The organism is Kocuria palustris (assembly GCF_016907795.1).
In the GTDB taxonomy this organism is placed as follows: Bacteria; Actinomycetota; Actinomycetes; order Actinomycetales; family Micrococcaceae; genus Kocuria; species Kocuria palustris.
The window spans coordinates 2,266,626-2,282,881 of sequence record NZ_JAFBCR010000001.1; the positions used below are offsets into that span (position 1 = coordinate 2,266,626).

Annotated in this window: 13 protein-coding genes and 1 tRNA gene; 9 read left to right on the top strand and 5 right to left on the bottom strand. The window is 70.1% G+C overall.

Going from position 1 to position 16,256, the window contains the following annotated elements; translation table 11 throughout:
• The first annotated feature begins 20 nt into the window (after positions 1 to 20).
• From JOE55_RS10035 to JOE55_RS10055, 5 genes are all read left to right on the top strand, one after another.
• The gene (locus tag JOE55_RS10035) at positions 21 to 599 is read left to right on the top strand and encodes a YceI family protein (RefSeq protein WP_204782795.1); all 579 of its coding nucleotides are present in this window, start codon (positions 21 to 23) and stop codon (positions 597 to 599) included.
• Between the two features lie 36 nt (positions 600 to 635).
• Positions 636 to 1,370 (top strand): DsbA family oxidoreductase, encoded by a 735-nt coding sequence (locus tag JOE55_RS10040; protein WP_204782796.1) that lies wholly within the window; start codon positions 636 to 638, stop codon positions 1,368 to 1,370.
• Positions 1,371 to 1,573: 203 nt separating this feature from the next.
• Entirely contained in the window at positions 1,574 to 3,886 is a 2,313-nt protein-coding gene (gene betT, locus JOE55_RS10045) for a choline BCCT transporter BetT (RefSeq protein WP_204782797.1), read from the top strand.
• 120 nt (positions 3,887 to 4,006) lie between these two features.
• Positions 4,007 to 5,101, top strand: coding sequence for a YbfB/YjiJ family MFS transporter (locus JOE55_RS10050; protein ID WP_204782798.1), 1,095 nt, complete (start codon positions 4,007 to 4,009; stop codon positions 5,099 to 5,101).
• A 108-nt stretch (positions 5,102 to 5,209) separates the two neighbouring features.
• Complete coding sequence (locus JOE55_RS10055; RefSeq protein WP_204782799.1) at positions 5,210 to 6,622, top strand: TIGR01777 family oxidoreductase; 1,413 nt, start codon at positions 5,210 to 5,212, stop codon at positions 6,620 to 6,622.
• Position 6,623: 1 nt separating this feature from the next.
• Here the strand turns inward: JOE55_RS10055 and JOE55_RS10060 are convergent, their stop codons facing one another.
• Positions 6,624 to 7,397, bottom strand: coding sequence for an SDR family NAD(P)-dependent oxidoreductase (locus JOE55_RS10060; RefSeq protein WP_006215486.1), 774 nt, complete (start codon positions 7,395 to 7,397; stop codon positions 6,624 to 6,626).
• Positions 7,398 to 7,676: 279 nt separating this feature from the next.
• A tRNA-Ala gene (locus JOE55_RS10065) sits at positions 7,677 to 7,749 on the bottom strand.
• Between the two features lie 74 nt (positions 7,750 to 7,823).
• Between JOE55_RS10065 and JOE55_RS10070 the strand changes: the two genes are divergently transcribed.
• Positions 7,824 to 8,849: a LysR family transcriptional regulator substrate-binding protein gene (locus tag JOE55_RS10070; protein WP_204782800.1), complete on the top strand. Its 1,026-nt coding sequence runs from the start codon at positions 7,824 to 7,826 to the stop codon at positions 8,847 to 8,849.
• Between the two features lie 30 nt (positions 8,850 to 8,879).
• On the opposite strand, the gene JOE55_RS10075 is transcribed toward JOE55_RS10070, so the two are convergent.
• Positions 8,880 to 9,887 (bottom strand): mechanosensitive ion channel family protein, encoded by a 1,008-nt coding sequence (locus JOE55_RS10075; RefSeq protein ID WP_204782801.1) that lies wholly within the window; start codon positions 9,885 to 9,887, stop codon positions 8,880 to 8,882.
• Between the two features lie 150 nt (positions 9,888 to 10,037).
• Here JOE55_RS10075 and JOE55_RS10080 point away from each other — a divergent pair, with 150 nt between their 5' ends.
• Positions 10,038 to 10,853 (top strand): DedA family protein, encoded by an 816-nt coding sequence (locus JOE55_RS10080; RefSeq protein ID WP_053446974.1) that lies wholly within the window; start codon positions 10,038 to 10,040, stop codon positions 10,851 to 10,853.
• A gap of 79 nt (positions 10,854 to 10,932) precedes the next feature.
• Here JOE55_RS10080 and JOE55_RS10085 read toward each other — a convergent pair whose 3' ends face one another.
• The gene (locus tag JOE55_RS10085; protein WP_204782802.1) at positions 10,933 to 11,937 is read right to left on the bottom strand and encodes a magnesium and cobalt transport protein CorA; all 1,005 of its coding nucleotides are present in this window, start codon (positions 11,935 to 11,937) and stop codon (positions 10,933 to 10,935) included.
• A 56-nt stretch (positions 11,938 to 11,993) separates the two neighbouring features.
• On the opposite strand from JOE55_RS10085, the gene JOE55_RS10090 reads away from it, so the two are divergent.
• Positions 11,994 to 13,046 (top strand): glycine betaine ABC transporter substrate-binding protein, encoded by a 1,053-nt coding sequence (locus tag JOE55_RS10090; protein ID WP_204782803.1) that lies wholly within the window; start codon positions 11,994 to 11,996, stop codon positions 13,044 to 13,046.
• Positions 13,047 to 13,065: 19 nt separating this feature from the next.
• A complete protein-coding gene (locus JOE55_RS10095) occupies positions 13,066 to 14,289 on the top strand; it encodes a pyridoxal phosphate-dependent aminotransferase (protein WP_024289016.1) in 1,224 nt (407 codons plus the stop codon).
• 167 nt (positions 14,290 to 14,456) lie between these two features.
• Here the strand turns inward: JOE55_RS10095 and JOE55_RS10100 are convergent, their stop codons facing one another.
• Entirely contained in the window at positions 14,457 to 16,037 is a 1,581-nt protein-coding gene (locus JOE55_RS10100) for an MFS transporter (protein WP_204782804.1), read from the bottom strand.
• Positions 16,038 to 16,256 lie beyond the last annotated feature (219 nt).

Sequence of the window (16,256 nt, forward strand, 5' to 3'; positions counted from 1 at the left end):
CGCAGGCAGGGGAGACGAACATGAGCGCTCAGAGCGAGCTGACAGGGACCTGGAGCATCGATCCGACCCACAGCCGGGTGGGCTTCTCCTCGCGCCACGCGATGGTCACCAAGGTCCGAGGGGCCTTCAACGACGTCTCGGGCACCGCGCAGCTGGATGCCGAGGACATGTCGCGCTCGCAGGTGCGAGTCGTCCTGCAGGTGGCTAGCGTGGACACCCGCAGTCCTCAGCGCGATGCCCACCTGCGCAGCGCCGACTTCTTCGATGCGCAGCAGCACCCCACCATCGAGTTCGACTCCACGGCGGTAGATGAGGTGGACGAGAATCAGTTCATCGTCACCGGCGAGCTCACAATCCGGGGCGTGACCCGCACGATCTCCGTGCCGCTGGAGCTGCTGGGTGTGGACACCGATCCCTTCGGGCAGCTGCGAGCCGGCCTGGAGGGCTCGCGACGCATCGACCGCAAGGACTGGGGCGTCTCCTGGAACACCCCGCTGGACTCCGGCGGCGTGCTCGTCTCGGACAAGATCACCCTCGAGTTCGAGCTCTCCCTGGTGAAGGAGGCTCCCGCGGAGGCCGAGCCCGAGCAGCGGGGCTGAGCGGCCGCCGTCGCGGTCCGGGGTAGTGTCCCGGACATGGAATCTCCCCTGAGCGCGCCCGAGCCCGGCACCCTGAGCATCGACATCTGGTCGGATGTCATGTGCCCGTTCTGCTGCCTGGGCGATCGCCACCTGGAGCTGGCGCTGGAGCAGTTCGAGCACCGCGACGCCGTGCGCGTGCTCTACCACTCGTTCCTGCTCGCCCCGGAGCTCCCCGAGGGCGAGACCATGCCCATGATCCAGATGCTGGCTGAGCACAAGGGCATGAGCCTGGAGCAGATCCATGAGATGCATCGTCCGCTGATCGCTCGAGGCCGCGAGGTCGGGATCGACTATGCGATGGATGACGTGATCTCGTCGTCCACGCGCAGGGCCCACGAGCTGGGCCATTTCGCTCAGGCGCGCGGCCGCGGTCCGGAGATGATGCGGCGCCTGTTCCGCGCCCACTGGTCCGAGGGCCTGAATCTCGATGACGTCGACGTCCTCGTCCGCCTGGCCGACGAGGTCGGGCTGGATCCCGAGCAGGCCCGTACCGCTCTGCAGGAGCGCACCTGGCAGCGGGCGGTCCAGGACGACCTGACGGTGGCCCGCAGCCTGGGGGTGCAGGGCGTGCCGTTCTTCGTGCTCGACTCGCGCTATGCGGTCTCGGGAGCGCAGCCGCCGGAGGTGCTGCTGGAGGCGCTGCGCACCGCTTGGGCCGCCTCAGCGGAGGGCTCAGAGGCGGACGACGACGGCGCCGAGGGCGCTGATGGGCATCGGTCCGCGCACTGATCGGCGGGACGTCAGACCGCTCCCACTTCGATCGGATACCTCGCTGTTTCGAGAGAATCCTCCTATCATCCCAGGGTTGCTCGAATCGTAGGAGTCGCCTGGGAATCTCCCCATAGCAGTCGTCATGCCCTCTGGGCGAGGTGCTCGCACGTGCGCTCCTGCGGTTCGACCCGAGCACTCGAAGCCAGCGAAGGGAGCACTGCGTGAGCGAATCCGAGCACGAGAAGACAGCAGGAGAAGGAGGGCAGCGGACACCGCTGGACCGCCAGCGCCTCGGCGGCACGGACAGGGATCAGCAGCGCGAGACCAAGCGCGAGCAGAAGCGGGCCCCCGTCTCCTCCGCGGAGCTCTCGGCCGGATACACCGCTCTGACACAGGACCGCGGACCGCGGGTCAACTGGGTGGTGTTCCTCATTGCGGCGGCTGCGATCCTGGCGTTCTCGGTCTTCGCCATGGCCGCCCCGGACGGGACCCGCGAGACCATGCACGGCATCGTGCTGTGGATCGCCGAGAACCTGGGCTGGTACTACGTCCTGACCGTGACCCTCGTGATCGGCTTCGTGCTGTGGGTGGCGTGCTCCAAGGAGGGCTCCGTCCGCCTCGGTCCGGATCATTCGCGCCCCGAGTACAAGTTCTTCACCTGGCTGGCCATGCTCTTCGCCGCCGGCGTGGGCATCGACATGCTGTTCTACTCGGTGACCGGGCCCATCACGCAGTTCATCCACCCGATCGACGGGGACCCGCGCAGCCTCGAGGCCGCGGAGGAGTCGGTCGTGTGGACCATGTTCCACTACGGCGTGGCCGGGTGGTCCATGTACTCCTTGATCGGCATGGCCCTGGGCTACTTCGCCTACCGCTGGGGCATGCCGCTGTCGATCCGCGCGGCGCTGTACCCGCTGCTCGGCAAGCGCGTGCGCGGGGCCACCGGCGATGTGATCGACATCTTCGCCCTGGTCGGCACCGTGTTCGGCGTGGCCACCTCCATGGGCATCGGCGTGGTGCTGCTCTCCGTCGGGTTCTCGACGCTGTTCGGCATCCCCGACGGGCTGGGACTGCAGATCGCTCTGATCATCGTGGCCGTGGTGCTCACGATCGCGGCCTGCACGTCGGGCGTGGACAAGGGCATCCGCATCATCTCGGAGCTGAACATCTGGTCCGCTGCGGCCATGCTCGTCTACATCCTGATCTTCGGGCAGACCGCGTTCCTGATGAACGGCATCGTGCAGAACATCGGCCGGTTCATCTTCACCCTGCCCGAGCGCACGCTGCAGACCATGGGCTACAACCCGGACGGCGCGGAGTGGATGGGCTCCTGGACCCTGTTCTTCTGGGCCTTCTGGCTGGCCTGGGGCCCGTTCGTGGGCCTGTTCCTGGCGCGCATCTCGCGCGGTCGCACGCTGCGCGAGTTCGTGCTCGCCGCGATCACGGCGCCGGTGCTGTGCGACTTCTTCATCGTGACGATCTTCGGCAACTCCGCGCTGCACGAGGTCATGGTCAACGGCAACGAGGAGTTCGCCCGGCTGGCCATGGACAGCCCGGAGCAGGGCTGGTACGCGCTGCTGCAGATGTTCCCGGGAGCGACCTTCCTCATCGGCCTGGCCACGCTGTCCGGCCTGCTCTTCTACCTGACCTCCGCGAACTCCGGGGCCATGGTCATGTCGAACTACTCCTCGACCATCCCCGATCCCGCCGATGACGGGCCCAAGTGGCTGCGCATCTTCTGGGCCGTGCTCACCGCGATCCTCACGATCGCGATGCTCGTGGCAGGCGGCGTGACCACCATGGAGTACGCCACGCTGATCTTCGCCCTGCCGGTGACGATCGTGGCCTACCTGGTCATGGCCTCGTTCACGAAGGCGCTGCGCATGGAGAAGGCCGACCGCGAGGGCCGTGAGCTGCGTCGGTCCAACACCGCCGCCAGTGGCGGCCACGCCCCCGAGCGCAGCTGGCGCCAGCGCCTGGCCAACCTGCGCTCGTACCCGTCCAAGCGCCAGGTCGCTGAGTTCGTGACCAGCACCGTGCAGCCCGCGCTGAGCGATGTCTCCCGTGAGTTCGAGAAGCAGGGCTATGCATCCACGATGGCCGTCAATGAGCTGGCCGAGCACGGGATCCCGTCCTCGAGCATCGAGGTGGACATGGGCGATCATCGTCCGTTCCGCTACGAGGTCGCCGCCGTGGAGACCAACGTCCCCATGGTCGGCGCGCGCATGGGCCAGAATCCGGAGCGCTACTTCCGCCTGGAGGTCTTCACCCAGACGGGCTCCGAGGGCTATGACCTGATGGGTGTGACCCGCCAGCAGATCATCGACGACGTCCTGGACCGCTTCGAGTCCCACCTCGGGTTCCTGGACTACTCGACGCTGCACTCGACGGCCTCCGTGCTGACCCCTCCGCAGGAGACGGATCCCGCAGACGACCTCACGCCGGTGCCCGGAGATCTGCCCGGCCCGCAGCCGGATTCCTCGCGGGTGGCCATGCCGTCGCCCGATGCCCCGGATCCGGATCAGCGCCGCTGAGGCTCCTGACCGGACACAGGCCTCCGTCCCGCCGCCACGCGTCGGGACGGGGGCTGTCGCATCGGCGGCTCCGCTTCGACGGCGCCTTCCGACGGCTGCCACGGGGATAGCCTGCTCGACATGAGCACGTCGCACGCGGGGCCGAGCACCGGCCCGAGGGAGGCCCCGGCAGGATCCCCCGCCGTCGTCCTGCGCGGGACCCTGGGGCTGGCGGTGGCCATGGGGCTGGGCCGCTTCTTCTACACCCCGGTGCTCCCGCTGATGGTCGCGGCCCTGAACTGGGGCACCGGGCCGAGCGCCTGGATCGCGACCGCGAACTACGCGGGCTACTTCCTGGGCTGCCTGGCCGTGGCCCGGGGCTGGCTGCGGCCAAGCTCCGCGCTGCTGCGCGTCGGGCTCCTGTCCACCGCCGTCCTGCTCGCACTGGTGGCGCTGAGCGGCGAGCCGCTGTGGCAGGCGTCGGTGCGCCTGGCGGCCGGAGTCGCCTCCGGGCTGGTCTTCGTGTGCATCACCCAGCGCATCCCGCAGGCGGCGCGACGCCCGCATGATGCCGGGCTGGTGTACGCGGGAGTGGGCACGGGCATCCTGGCCTCGGGGCGCTGGTGCTGGCGGTGGGCGGCGCCGTCGGCTGGCGAGGCCTCGGGCGCCCCGGTCCCGGATGACGAGACCCCGGGCTCCCGGCCCGACGGCATGCTCCAGCTGTCCGTGGGCTACTTCTGCCAGGGCGCGGGCTCCATCATCATCGGCACCTATCTCGTGGTGCTGGCCGAGCCCGTGTTCGGAGCGACGGCCGCCGCGGCGACCTGGCTCGTGGCCGGAGCGGCCACAGCACCCTCGCCGCTGCTGTGGTCGCTCGTCGCCGCCCGGATCGGCCTCCGCAGGGCATTGGCCGTCTGCTACGGGCTGCAGGTCCTCGGCGCGGTGCTGGCGATCTTCGCCTCCGCGCCCGTCCTCCTGCTGGCGGCGGCGGCCCTGTTCGGCGCGACGTTCATGGGCGTGACCATGATGACCATCGGAGTCGGGACGCAGCTGGGGTCCCCGGTCGCGGCGGCCGAGCTCACGACCTGGTACAGCCTGGGGCAGATCACCGGACCGGCTCTGGTGGCGGCGGTGCTCAGTGGCACGATCATGGGCAGCTTCATCGTGGCCGCGATCGCGCTGGCTGCGGGCATGGCGCTGAGCCTGCTCGGGGCCCGGGCCGCGCAGGCTCGGTGAGCCCCTCCGGCATCGTCCGCGGCAGGGCGGCTGGCATCGTCGGCCCGTATCGAGGACAGTGAGGGGATCGGCCACGAGGCCGATGACCCGAGGCCGAAGGAGAGCATCATGGCGGTCTTCCACCATCAGGAGGTCCTCGAGCATCCGCTGGAGACCGTCTGGGACTGGCACTGCCGCAGCGGAGCCCTGACCCGGCTGAGTCCCGAGTGGGCCCAGACGGTGCTGCAGGAGTCCTGGCCGCCGCTGTCGACGGGTTCCCGGGCCCACCTGCGCACCAGCGCTCCGGGCACCGCCGGGTCGGTGCGCGTGCCGTTCGTCAGCGAGCACGAGCCCGGCCCCACGGAGCACTCGTTCGTCGATCGGATGGTGCGCGGCCCGCTGAGCAGCTGGGAGCACACGCACACTTTCGCCGCGCATGAGGACGGCGCGACGCTGATCGCCGATCGGATCGCCTACGAGCCGCTGCCGGGCCGCCTGGGTGAGAGGGCGAGGTTCGTCGCCTCCGCCATGCGCCCCACGCTGGAGGCCACGTTCCGCGCGCGCTCCACCAAGCTGCGCGCGGACCTGGACTTCCAGGGCCAGCTCGACGGGATCAGCGGAGGGCGCAGGCTCAACGTGCTGATCGGCGGTGCCTCGGGGCTCGTGGGCTCCCAGGTCGCGGCCATGCTCTCGACCGGTGGGCACAGCGTGCGCAGACTGGTCCGGCGGGCGGCCCAGCGCGAGGACGAGGTCTCGTGGGACCCGGGCACAGGGCACCTGAATCCCTCGGACGTTGCCTGGGCGGACGTCGTCGTGCACCTGGGAGGAGCGAGCATCGCCCGACGCCTCACCGAATCCGGCAAGCGCGCCATCCGCGAGTCGCGGCTGTCCTCCACCGGGCTGATCGCCGACGTGTGCGAGCGGCTGCCCGCCTCCGTGCGCCCGGAGGCCTTCGTGTGCGCCTCAGCGATCGGGTACTACGGCGGCCAGCGCGGCAGCGAGCAGCTGGTCGAGGGCTCGGCCTCGGGAGGCGGTTTCCTGGCCGAGGTCTGCCGCGACTGGGAGGCGGAGGCCGCCCGTGTGGAGGCCCTGGGCATGCGCCGGGTCAGCATCCGCACGGGCGTGGTCATGACGAGCCTGGGCGGGATGCTGCGGCTACAGCTGCCGCTGTACCTGGCCGGGCTCGGCGGCCCGCTGGGCGGCGGGCGCAATCACCTGTCCTGGATCTCGCTGGATGACCTCACCCGGATCTACGCCCGGGCAGTCGTCGACGGCGGGCTGGAGGGGCCGGTGAACGCCGTGGCCCCGGAGCCGGTGCGCCAGCGGGAGTTCGCCCGCGAGCTCGGCCGCGCACTGCACCGGCCCCGGATCGTTCCGACCCCGGCGCTGGGGCCCAGGCTCCTGCTGGGGAGGCAGGCGAACGAGGAGTTCGTGATGGCCGACCAGCTCGTGCGCCCGGCCGCGCTCGAGGCCCGCGGGCATGCGTTCCGCCACCCGAAGCTGGCCGACGCCCTGGGGGAGACGCTGCCGCCGAGAAGCTGATTCAGCTGCTCGGCTTGGAATCGCGGGCGAAGCGCTCCGCCTTGATGCGCTCGGGAAGGACGCGGTTCACAGCCGCGGCGCGCTTGGTGGCGGCGTCTCCGCCCACCACATGATCCTTGCCCGCGAACAGCGCGTCGAGGCCCTGCCGCGCGACGACGGACGGATCGTTCTTCCAGTCGTTCGAGCCGAACTTCGTGTCGTCCATGCCGGCCGTGTGGTGGAAGTCGGTGGCCGTGGCCCCGGGCATCAGGACCGTGACGCTCACGCCGAACTCGCGCAGCTCCTGGCGCAGTCCCTGGGCGAAGCTGCTCATGAAGGCGCGGGTGGGCCCGTAGATCGACTCGTAGGGGGTCGGGGTAGTGGCGGACAACGACGACGTGATCAGGATCCGCCCCGCTCGGCGCTGGGCCATGTGCCGGGCCACGTGCTTGGCCAGAACCACCTGGGAGGTCACGTTGAGCCCGAGCATGGCCAGCTCGTCGTCCAGGTCCGTGTCCAGGAAGGACCCGCCGAGGCTGCGTCCGGCGTTCAGCGCAGCGACCTCGAGCGGTGGATCCAGCTGCTGGACAGCCTGCCAGACCGCCTCCGCGCCCTCACGAGTCGACAGGTCGGCCTGGACCGGGTGCACCTCGACGCCCGGCAGCTGCTCGGGCAGGTCGAGGATCCGGTCTCCGGACCCGACGCCCACGATGTCGAAGCCGCGCTCGGCAAGGCCGTGGGCGAGCTGGAGGCCGATGCCCGCGGAGGCCCCGGTGATCAGTGCGAGAGAAGACATGCCACCAGCTTAGGACGTGGCGCGCCAGGCAGCCTTGCGGGGAGGCGCACCGCATCGAGTGGCCCCGCAGAGTCCTCGCTCGATTCGAGTGGCGTCGTAGTGTGGGTCTGCAGCCTCGGACGCACACCACGAGGCCACTGGATGACGGGGGAGGCGCTGACTCACACTGAGAGGCCACTCGACCTGCTCGGGGGCTGGGCGCGGGGCGATTGCTGCAACAGGGCATGAAGAAGGCCCTCCTACCTGACGTCATGCCTGGTCGGAGGGCCTTTCACGGGGTGGAGCTAAGGAGAATCGAACTCCTGACCTCTTCATTGCGAACGAAGCGCTCTACCAACTGAGCTATAGCCCCGGAACGAACCAGATCAGCGTACGCCCCAGGGGGCTGGGCGTCCAACTCCGGGCGCAGCCTCTAGTCTGTGCGGCATGGCATCCCACGCGCACCCGGAGCCCGATCAGCCGGCCCCCACTGACCAGCAGGACGTGCCGGGGCCGTCGTCGGGCGCTTCCGACACCGCACAGGGCCCCGTCCTGCGGGTGGGCTACGAGACCGGGATGATGCCGGGCAAGTGGCTGCGGCGCTGGCGCGAGCGCGGTGACGGGCTCGAGGAGCAGCAGCTGGCACCCGGGCAGTGGCCGCAGGCGCTGGGGGAGACGGTCGACGTCGCCCTGATCCGTCTGGCGCCGCACCCGCACATCGAGGCCGGGGCGGCGCTCGCGGACCTGACGCAGCTGCGGGAGTCGTTCCACGTCGTGGAGCTCTATGACGAGCAGCAGGTCGTGATCCTTCCGGTGGACGACGAGCTGACGCTGCTCGACGACGTCCCCGTGGGAGAGCTGGCCGATGAGTGGCTGCTCCAGGAGCTCGACCAGCTGCCCGAGCACCGTCCCTCCGCCGAGGGGCGCGGCACCGACGACGCCGGTGCGCCGCGCCAGCTGCCCGAGATCGCCGACTCCGGGGCCGCCGTAGAGCTTGTCGCGGCCGGGGTGGGCCTGTATATCGCGCCCATGTCCGTGGCTCGGTGGCACCACCGCAAGGATCTGACCTACCGCCCGATTCAGGACCTGCCGCTCGTGCCGGTCGTGCTGGTGTGGCCGAAGGACCTCCCGGAGCAGACCGAGGCGATGGTCCAGGACTTCCAGGGCATCGTCCGCGGGCGCCGTGAGGGCAGCTCCCGCGGCAGCGAGTCCGATTCGATCGCTTCCCGGGGAGACGAGGACCTGTCCAACAGCCGCGATCCCGAGGTGCAGCGGGCGGCCAGTGCGGCGCGCAAGCGCAGCAAGGCGAAGTCCGGCTCCGCCTCGGGTGGCTCCCGCACCGGCAAGGGCACGAGCCGCGGCGATCAGCTGGCCGGAAAGCGGCTGGCCGGAGGCCGCCCGCGCCGCTCCGGCGGAGGTCGACCCGGCGGCAAGCCCAAGGGCCGCGGCGGAAGGCCCGGCCGGGGGCACTGAGCAGGCGCTGCCGAGCAGGGTGCCCCGGCCTCAGCCCTGCTTCGGCTGCCCGCCGCCCACGATCGGCTGCGCCCCGGTGGGCGGGGTCGAGTCGTGCGGGGAGTCGATCGCCAGCTCCCCGCCGCGGATCACGGCCTGGTTGAGCAGGGGGACGCGCAGGCCCTGTCGGTCGAGCATCTTCTTGATCCGCACGCGCAGCACCCGAGCCACCGCCCACTGCTGGGCGGGGGCGGTCTTCACGGCCAGCCGGACGGTCAGGGACTCTCCGGACAGTGCCTCCACGCCCCAGACCTCCGGCACGCCCATCACGTGCTGGCCGACGTCGGGATCCCGGGGCAGCGAGGCGAGCTCGGCCTCGAGACGGCGGATCATGTCGTCCAGGTCGGCGTCGTAGGGGAGGGGGACGTCGAGCACGCACTGCGCCCAGCCCTGGGACTGGTTGCCCACGCGCAGGATCTCCCCGTTGCGCACGTGCCACAGGGTCCCCTCCACATCGCGCACGCGCGTGATGCGCAGGCCCACATCCTCGACGGTGCCCGAAGCCTCGCCCAGATCCACGATGTCGCCGATGCCGAGCTGATCCTCCGCGACGATGAAGATGCCGGACAGGTAGTCCTTGACCAGCGACTGGGCGCCGAAGGACAGGGCCACACCCGCGATGCCCGCTGAGGCCAGCACCGGGGCGATGTTGAACCCCATCTCGGCGATCACCATCAGCAGGGCGACGGCCCAGATGACGAGCACCACCACGGAGGAGAGCACCGCCCCGACGGTGCGGGCGCGCTGGGCCTGGCGCTTGGTGGCGATGCCGGAGTCCTCGACCCAGCTGCGTGCCCCGGACTCCTCGACCTTCGCGATCACGCGCGCGTGGGTGCCCTTGGCGATGCCGCGCGTGACACGGCGGATGATCAGCCGGACCAGGGCGGAGGCGACCAGGGCGATCAGGATGATCAGCAGGATCCGGGAGGGGGCTCCGAGCCAGAAGGACCAGGTCGCCAGGTCCGCGGGGGAAGTCTCTGAGGAGGCCAGCAGCTGCATGCCGGGCAGAATAGTGTCCGCGGCTTGACGACAGCTGATGGCTCCCAGCGGATACCCGGTCCGGTCTGGAACAATGCTGCGACACAGCCGCCCGCCGACGTGCGCCCCGCATGCGCGCTGTCCGCGCGACCGACTTCCCCGAGGAGACCCATGCCCCTGATCAGCTCTTCTGCGCTGACCATCGCAGCCCAGTCCGCACCGCAGATCGCTGCGCAGTCCGCTTCCGAGGAGGCCGGGCTGACCGGCATCGCCGGATGGTCCGTGGACCTGATGGATGCGATCGGCGCCCCGGGCGCCGGCCTCCTGGTGGCCGCGGAGAACCTCTTCCCGCCGCTGCCGTCGGAGATCATCCTCCCGCTGGCCGGATTCACGGCCACCCAGGGCGGCTTCACCCTGTGGGAGGCCATCTTCTGGACCACGCTGGGCTCCGTCGTGGGAGCCATGGCGCTCTACGGACTGGGCGCCTGGCTGGGCCGTCGTCGCCTCTACCTGATCGTGGACCGCCTGCCGCTGGTGGACGTCCACGACGTCGAGCGCACGGAGGACTGGTTCGACAAGTACGGCCCGTACACCATCTTCTTCGGGCGCATGGTGCCGCTGTTCCGGTCGCTGATCTCGATCCCGGCGGGCGTGGAGCGCATGCCGTTCTGGTTCTTCACGGGCCTGACCACGATCGGCTCGCTGATCTGGAACACGATCTTCGTGGTGGCCGGCTGGATCCTGGGGGCGAACTGGCACCTCATGGAGCAGTGGGCCGGGGTGTTCTCCAACATCGTCTACGTCGTGGTCATCGTCTTCCTGCTCTGGTGGGTCGTGAAGCGCATCCTCAAGATCCGCAAGGGCCGCACCGACGGCTCCCGGGAGGAGTCGGTCGAGGAGATCCTCGAGCGCCGCGCCCGCAAGGACGAGCAGATGCGGCATCAGCGCGAGGAGAAGAAGGCGGCTCGTCGCGCCAAGCGCGCCTGAGTCCCGCACACCGCACGACGACGGCCGGTCGCCTCCTCCGGGGAGGCGACCGGCCGTCGTCGTACTCAGGCACGAGCGCTCACAGCCAGTCCTTGCGCTTGAACACGAGGTAGAGCACGAGCGAGCACAGCGCCATCAGCCCCAGCGAGTACGGGTAGCCCAGCGCCCAGTGCAGCTCGGGCATGTCGTCGAAGTTCATGCCGTAGATGCCCGCGATCAGGGTCGGCACCACCAGGATGGCGGCCCAGGACGAGATCCTCTTGGTCTGGTCGTTGAGCTGCATGGCGGCGTCGTTCTGCCGGGCGGCGGTCAGCGTGGCGTCGAGCTGCATGGCGTCGTTGAGCGCCGCGCGCAGCGACTCCACGCGGCGGGTCACCGACACGGCGTGATCGGACACATCGCGCAGCAGGTGGCGCAGGGTCTCGTCGTCCCGGACCCGCTCGGCCCGGGCAACCTGCCCGAGCATGCCCTCGAGGGGCTCGCAGGCGCGGTGGAAGCCGGTGACCTGCCGGGCGAGGCTGTAGATGCGCGGCGAGACCCGGTCCTCGCCGGCCAGCAGATCGTCCTCGATCTGATCCAGATCGGCTGAGACCCCCTGCAGGACCGGGAAGTAGTCGTCCACCATCTGATCGACGACGGCGTAGTGCACGGCAGCCGGCCCCCGGGCCAGCAGCTTGGGATCGTCCTCCAGGCGCCGAGCGGCTCGGCGCAGCACCTCCGACGGCTCGTAGCGCACGGTCACCGCGTAGTCGGTGCCCAGGAAGACGTGGATCTCCCCGATCCGGATCTGCTCCTGGGCATCGTCGTAGACGGCCGGGCGAAGGACCGTGAACATGTCCGGCCCGTAGCGCTCGACCTTGGGCCGCTGATGGGCCTGCAACGAGTCCTCGACGGCCAGATCGTGCAGCTCGAAGCGCCCCTGCAGCTGGTCGAACTCCTCCCGGGTGGGCGATTCCAGGGCGATCCAGATGAAGCTGCCGTCGTGCTCGGGGGAGTCATCGAGCAGCCGGGCTCCTTCGCGGATCGAGCTCGGGGACGCCAGGAGGCGCCCGTCACGATAGACGGCGCAGTGCTGAAGGGGCATGGTGTCGATCCTAGGGGCGTCGGCGCCGGAGGCCGGGCTTCCCTAGACTGGCGCGCATGGGAATCAGCGGGCAGCAGGAGACCACGGCGCGATCCACCGGCAGGAGCCTCCGGCGCGGCCTGCTTGCGGTCTCGGCGACCGGGCTGCTCGTGCTCACCGGCTGCGGCGACCGCGGTGACGACCCCCAGCCGGCGGTCTCGGAGGAGGGGCCCGTGCTGGTCGGCGCCGGTCCCACCGTCCAGACGCAGGCCGTCGCGGATGCGTGGGTGCTGGCGCTGGAGGACAGCGGCATCGCAGCCGAGGTCCGCGAGGTCGAGGGAGGCCGTGCCGGCTACCTCCAGGCGGTCGAGGACGGCACGCTCGACGTCTACCCGGACTTCACCGGCGACCTCTACCTGGAGCTCGACGCCGCCTCGGCCGAGCAGTCCCCAGCAGAGCCGACCCCAAGCCCCGGGGGGGAGGCGGCAGCCGACAGCGGGGGACTGATCGATTCGCTGACCTCCCTGGTGGGACAGGACCCAGGAACCGCAGGGTTCTCGGATGCCGATGTTGAGGCAGCCGTGCAGGAGCAGCTGCCCGACGGCCTGACCCTGCTGGCCACGGGCTCGGCGGATCGCACCCGGGCCATGGCCGTCACCGCGGCCACGGGTGCGCAGCTGTCCGGCAGCACGCTGGATTCGCTGAGCGGGGACTGCTCGGAGATGACCATCGGCGTCCCCAACGAGGAGACCGAGCAGCCGGTCACCGTGCCGGCGCTGGAGGAGCTCTACGGCTGCGAGCCGCAGAAGGTCGTGGGCTACGGATCGCCGGAGGAGACGGTGGAGGCCCTGCTGCGCGACGACGTGCAGGCCGCAGTGGTGGTCACGACGCGTCCGGAGATCCAGGACAACGCGCTCGTGGTCCTCGAGGACGGCTCCGGCGCCATGATCCCCGAGCGCGTGGTGCCCGTGGCCGATGAGGAGCTGCCGCAGAACGTCCGGGATGTGATCGATGACGTCGGCGACCGCCTGGATGCCGATGCCATGACCCTGCTAACGCGGATGACGACCTCCCGGGACCTGTACACGCCGTACGAGGCGGCCGATTACTGGTGGGGCACTCAGAACTAGGTCCGCGTATCGTGGGCGCATGCGCAAGATCACCCAGTCCAAGAAGCTCGCCGATGTCCGCTACGACGTCCGCGGTCCGGTCCTCGAGCAGGCGGAGCGCATGGAGGACGCGGGACACCGCATCCTGCGCCTGAACATCGGCAATCCCGCGCCGTTCGGCTTCGAGGCCCCGGACGCCGTGCTGGTCGACATGATCAAGAACCTGCCGAACGCGCAGGGCTACTCGGACTCCCGCGGCATCTTCTCGGCGCGCACCGCGGTCGTGCAGTACTACCAGACCCGCGGGATCATGAACCTCGACGTCTCCGAGGTCTTCCTGGGCAACGGCGTCTCCGAGCTGATCACCATGTCGCTGCAGGCGCTGTGCGACGACGGCGACGAGATCCTGGTCCCCTCCCCGGACTACCCGCTGTGGACCGGGGCCACGGCCCTGTCCGGCGGCACGCCGGTGCACTACGCCTGCGACGAGGCCGACGGCTGGAACCCGGACCTCGAGGACATCCGGGCCAAGATCACGCCTTCCACCCGGGGCATCGTGGTGATCAACCCGAACAACCCCACCGGCGCGGTCTATTCGCGCGAGACCCTGCAGGGAATCGTCGACCTGGCCAAAGAGCACGACCTCATCCTGTTCGCCGACGAGATCTACGAGAAGATCACCTACGACGGCGCCGAGATGATCAACCTGGCCTCGCTGTGCGGCGAGGACGTCCTGTGCCTGACCTTCTCGGGGCTGTCGAAGGCGTACCGCGTGGCGGGCTACCGCTCCGGCTGGCTGGCGATCACGGGCCCCAACTGGAAGGCCGAGTCCTACCTCGAGGGGCTCAAGCTGCTGTCCAACATGCGCATGTGCGCCAACGTCCCGGCCCAGCACGCCATCCAGACGGCCCTGGGCGGGTACCAGTCGATCAACGACCTCGTCCTCCCGGGCGGTCGCCTCAAGGCTCAGCGCGATCTGGCCTACGAGCGGCTCAACGCGATCGACGGGGTGACCTGCGAGCCGGCTCGCGGCGCGCTGTACCTGTTCCCCAAGCTGGACGTCGAGAAGTTCGGGATCGAGGACGACGAGCGCTTCGCCCTGGACCTGCTCAAGGAGCAGAAGATCCTGGTCAGCCACGGCTCGGCCTTCAACCTCCCCACGCCCGATCACTTCCGGCTCGTGTTCCTGCCCTCGGTGGAGATGCTCGCCACGGCGCTGGATCGCATCGAGGAGTTCCTGGGCAGCTACCACCAGGTCCGCTGATCGGAACCCCTGACGACGCCGGCTCCCCGACTCCTCGAGTCGGGGAGCCGGCGTCGTTCCGGGCGAGGAGGATCGCGGCACCGTGGTGCGCTGGGAGCTCGTGACAGCTCAGCAGGCCATCAGCTCTGAGGGCCTGCTGATCTGCCACCAGCCGGGACTGCGGCGGATCAGTCCTCGGGATCCGTCGAGGCCGGGGGCACGATCGACATCTGCCCCGTGCGCGCATCGACGGTCGCGGTGAACGACGGGCTGCGCAGCATGCGCAGGATCAGCAGCGCGAAGGCCACCAGGACGACCGTCGAGACGATGCCCGTCATCTGGATCGCCTGCGTGTAGGCCTGCCCCGCGGCGTCGATCAGGCGCTGGCCTCCCTCGGACTGGGCGCCGATCGCGTAGGCGCCGCCCAGCGTCTCGCGGGCCGCCTGGGTGCTCTCGGCGTCGAAGCCGTCCGGCACCAGCAGGAAGCGCTGGTAGAGCCCGGTGACGATCCCGCCCACCAGCGAGGTGCCCAGCACGGAGCCGAGCTCGTAGCCGGTCTCGGAGATCGCTGAGGCCGAGCCCGACTTCTCCGGAGGGACCGAGCCGACCACGAGCTCGGTGGACAGCGTGGTCGAGAAGCCCAGCCCCAGCGACAGCACGGCGTAGCCGAGGGTCAGCGGCCACCAGGACTCGTTCGCGAACACCGCGATCACGCCGTAGCCGGCCGCGATGAGCAGCACGCCGGTGACCACGACCGTGCGGGGGCCTGCGGTGCCTGCCCAGCGGGCGCCCACCAGGCCGGAGACGATGGCCAGGGTCATGCCCGGGATGATCATGAGCCCTGCGGTGAAGGAGTCCATGCCCACGACGAGCTGCATGTGCTGGGTCAGGAAGAACAGGAAGCCGAACTGCGCCATGTTGGAGGCGATGTTCACCAGCACGCCGCCGGAGAAGCGGCCCGAGCGGAACAGCCCGAGCTCGAGCATGGGGTGGCTCAGCCGGCGCTGGCGCAGCACGAACAGGGTTCCGAAGGCCAGGCCCATGAGCATGGTCACCACGGCGGTGAGGAGAGACCCGGCGGTGGCCGCGGTCTTGATGCCGTAGACGATCGGGGTCATGGTCAGGATCGCCAGAGCGGCGGAGATCAAATCCAGCTTGCCGGGGTTGGGATCCCGCGACTCGGGCAGGACCAGCGGGGCCAGGACGGCGAAGAGCAGGCAGAAGGGAACGGGCGCCAGGATCGCGGCGTGCCAGCTGAACCAGGTGAGCAGCCCTCCGCCGATGATCGGCCCCAGCGCCGCTCCGGCGCTGAAGCCCGCGGTCCACACAGCGATCGCGATGCGGCGGGAGGCGTCGGACGGGAAGAGCACGCGGATCAGGGACAGCGTGGCCGGCAGCAGCATGGAGCCGAAGATGGCCACGGCCACACGGGAGGCGATGAGCATCTCGGGGCTCGTCGAGAGCCCGCCGGCCACCGACGACAGGGCGAAGCCGACGGCGCCGATCATCAGGAGGCGTCGACGGCCGATGTGATCGCCCACGGTGCCCATCGGGATCAGCAGCCCGGCCAGGATCAGCGGGTAGATGTCCACGATCCACAGCAGCTGGGTCCCGGTGGGGCGCAGATCCGCGCCGATGTCCGGCAGGGCGAAGCTCAGGGTGGTGGTGGTGACGGCGACGGTGAGCACCGGGAGCATCAGGGCGGCTAGCCCGATCCACGCGCTGCGCTGGGTGCCCTGCTCCTGGGCGCCGGTCTGGGCAGTGGACACGCTGACCTCCTCACATGCTCTCGGCTCGCGATCTCGAGCGCGGCCGGGGCTGTGCCTCACCGGCGGCTCGGGCGAGCGGTGGCTTCTCGGTGCGCCGTGACAGCGGCGCCCGCGTAACTGTACCGTCTGGACGGTATGGTTTCACGCGAGTGTCGTGAGGCTCACCGCAGCGGCGCAGGACGATCGGATCGACCCGTCGGGTCGACGAGGGAAGGAGGC

Excerpts from the sequence above, each read along its gene's own strand:
- JOE55_RS10090 (WP_204782803.1), top strand. The coding sequence starts at position 11,994 with ATGGGAATCAGCGGGCAGCAGGAGACCACGGCGCGATCCACCGGCAGG.
- JOE55_RS10070 (WP_204782800.1), top strand. The coding sequence starts at position 7,824 with ATGGCATCCCACGCGCACCCGGAGCCCGATCAGCCGGCCCCCACTGAC.
- JOE55_RS10055 (WP_204782799.1), top strand. The coding sequence starts at position 5,210 with ATGGCGGTCTTCCACCATCAGGAGGTCCTCGAGCATCCGCTGGAGACC.
- JOE55_RS10050 (WP_204782798.1), top strand. The coding sequence starts at position 4,007 with ATGAGCACGTCGCACGCGGGGCCGAGCACCGGCCCGAGGGAGGCCCCG.
- JOE55_RS10060 (WP_006215486.1), bottom strand. The coding sequence starts at position 7,397 with ATGTCTTCTCTCGCACTGATCACCGGGGCCTCCGCGGGCATCGGCCTC.
- JOE55_RS10035 (WP_204782795.1), top strand. The coding sequence starts at position 21 with ATGAGCGCTCAGAGCGAGCTGACAGGGACCTGGAGCATCGATCCGACC.
- JOE55_RS10080 (WP_053446974.1), top strand. The coding sequence starts at position 10,038 with ATGCCCCTGATCAGCTCTTCTGCGCTGACCATCGCAGCCCAGTCCGCA.
- JOE55_RS10075 (WP_204782801.1), bottom strand. The coding sequence starts at position 9,887 with ATGCAGCTGCTGGCCTCCTCAGAGACTTCCCCCGCGGACCTGGCGACC.
- JOE55_RS10095 (WP_024289016.1), top strand. The coding sequence starts at position 13,066 with ATGCGCAAGATCACCCAGTCCAAGAAGCTCGCCGATGTCCGCTACGAC.
- JOE55_RS10085 (WP_204782802.1), bottom strand. The coding sequence starts at position 11,937 with ATGCCCCTTCAGCACTGCGCCGTCTATCGTGACGGGCGCCTCCTGGCG.
- JOE55_RS10040 (WP_204782796.1), top strand. The coding sequence starts at position 636 with ATGGAATCTCCCCTGAGCGCGCCCGAGCCCGGCACCCTGAGCATCGAC.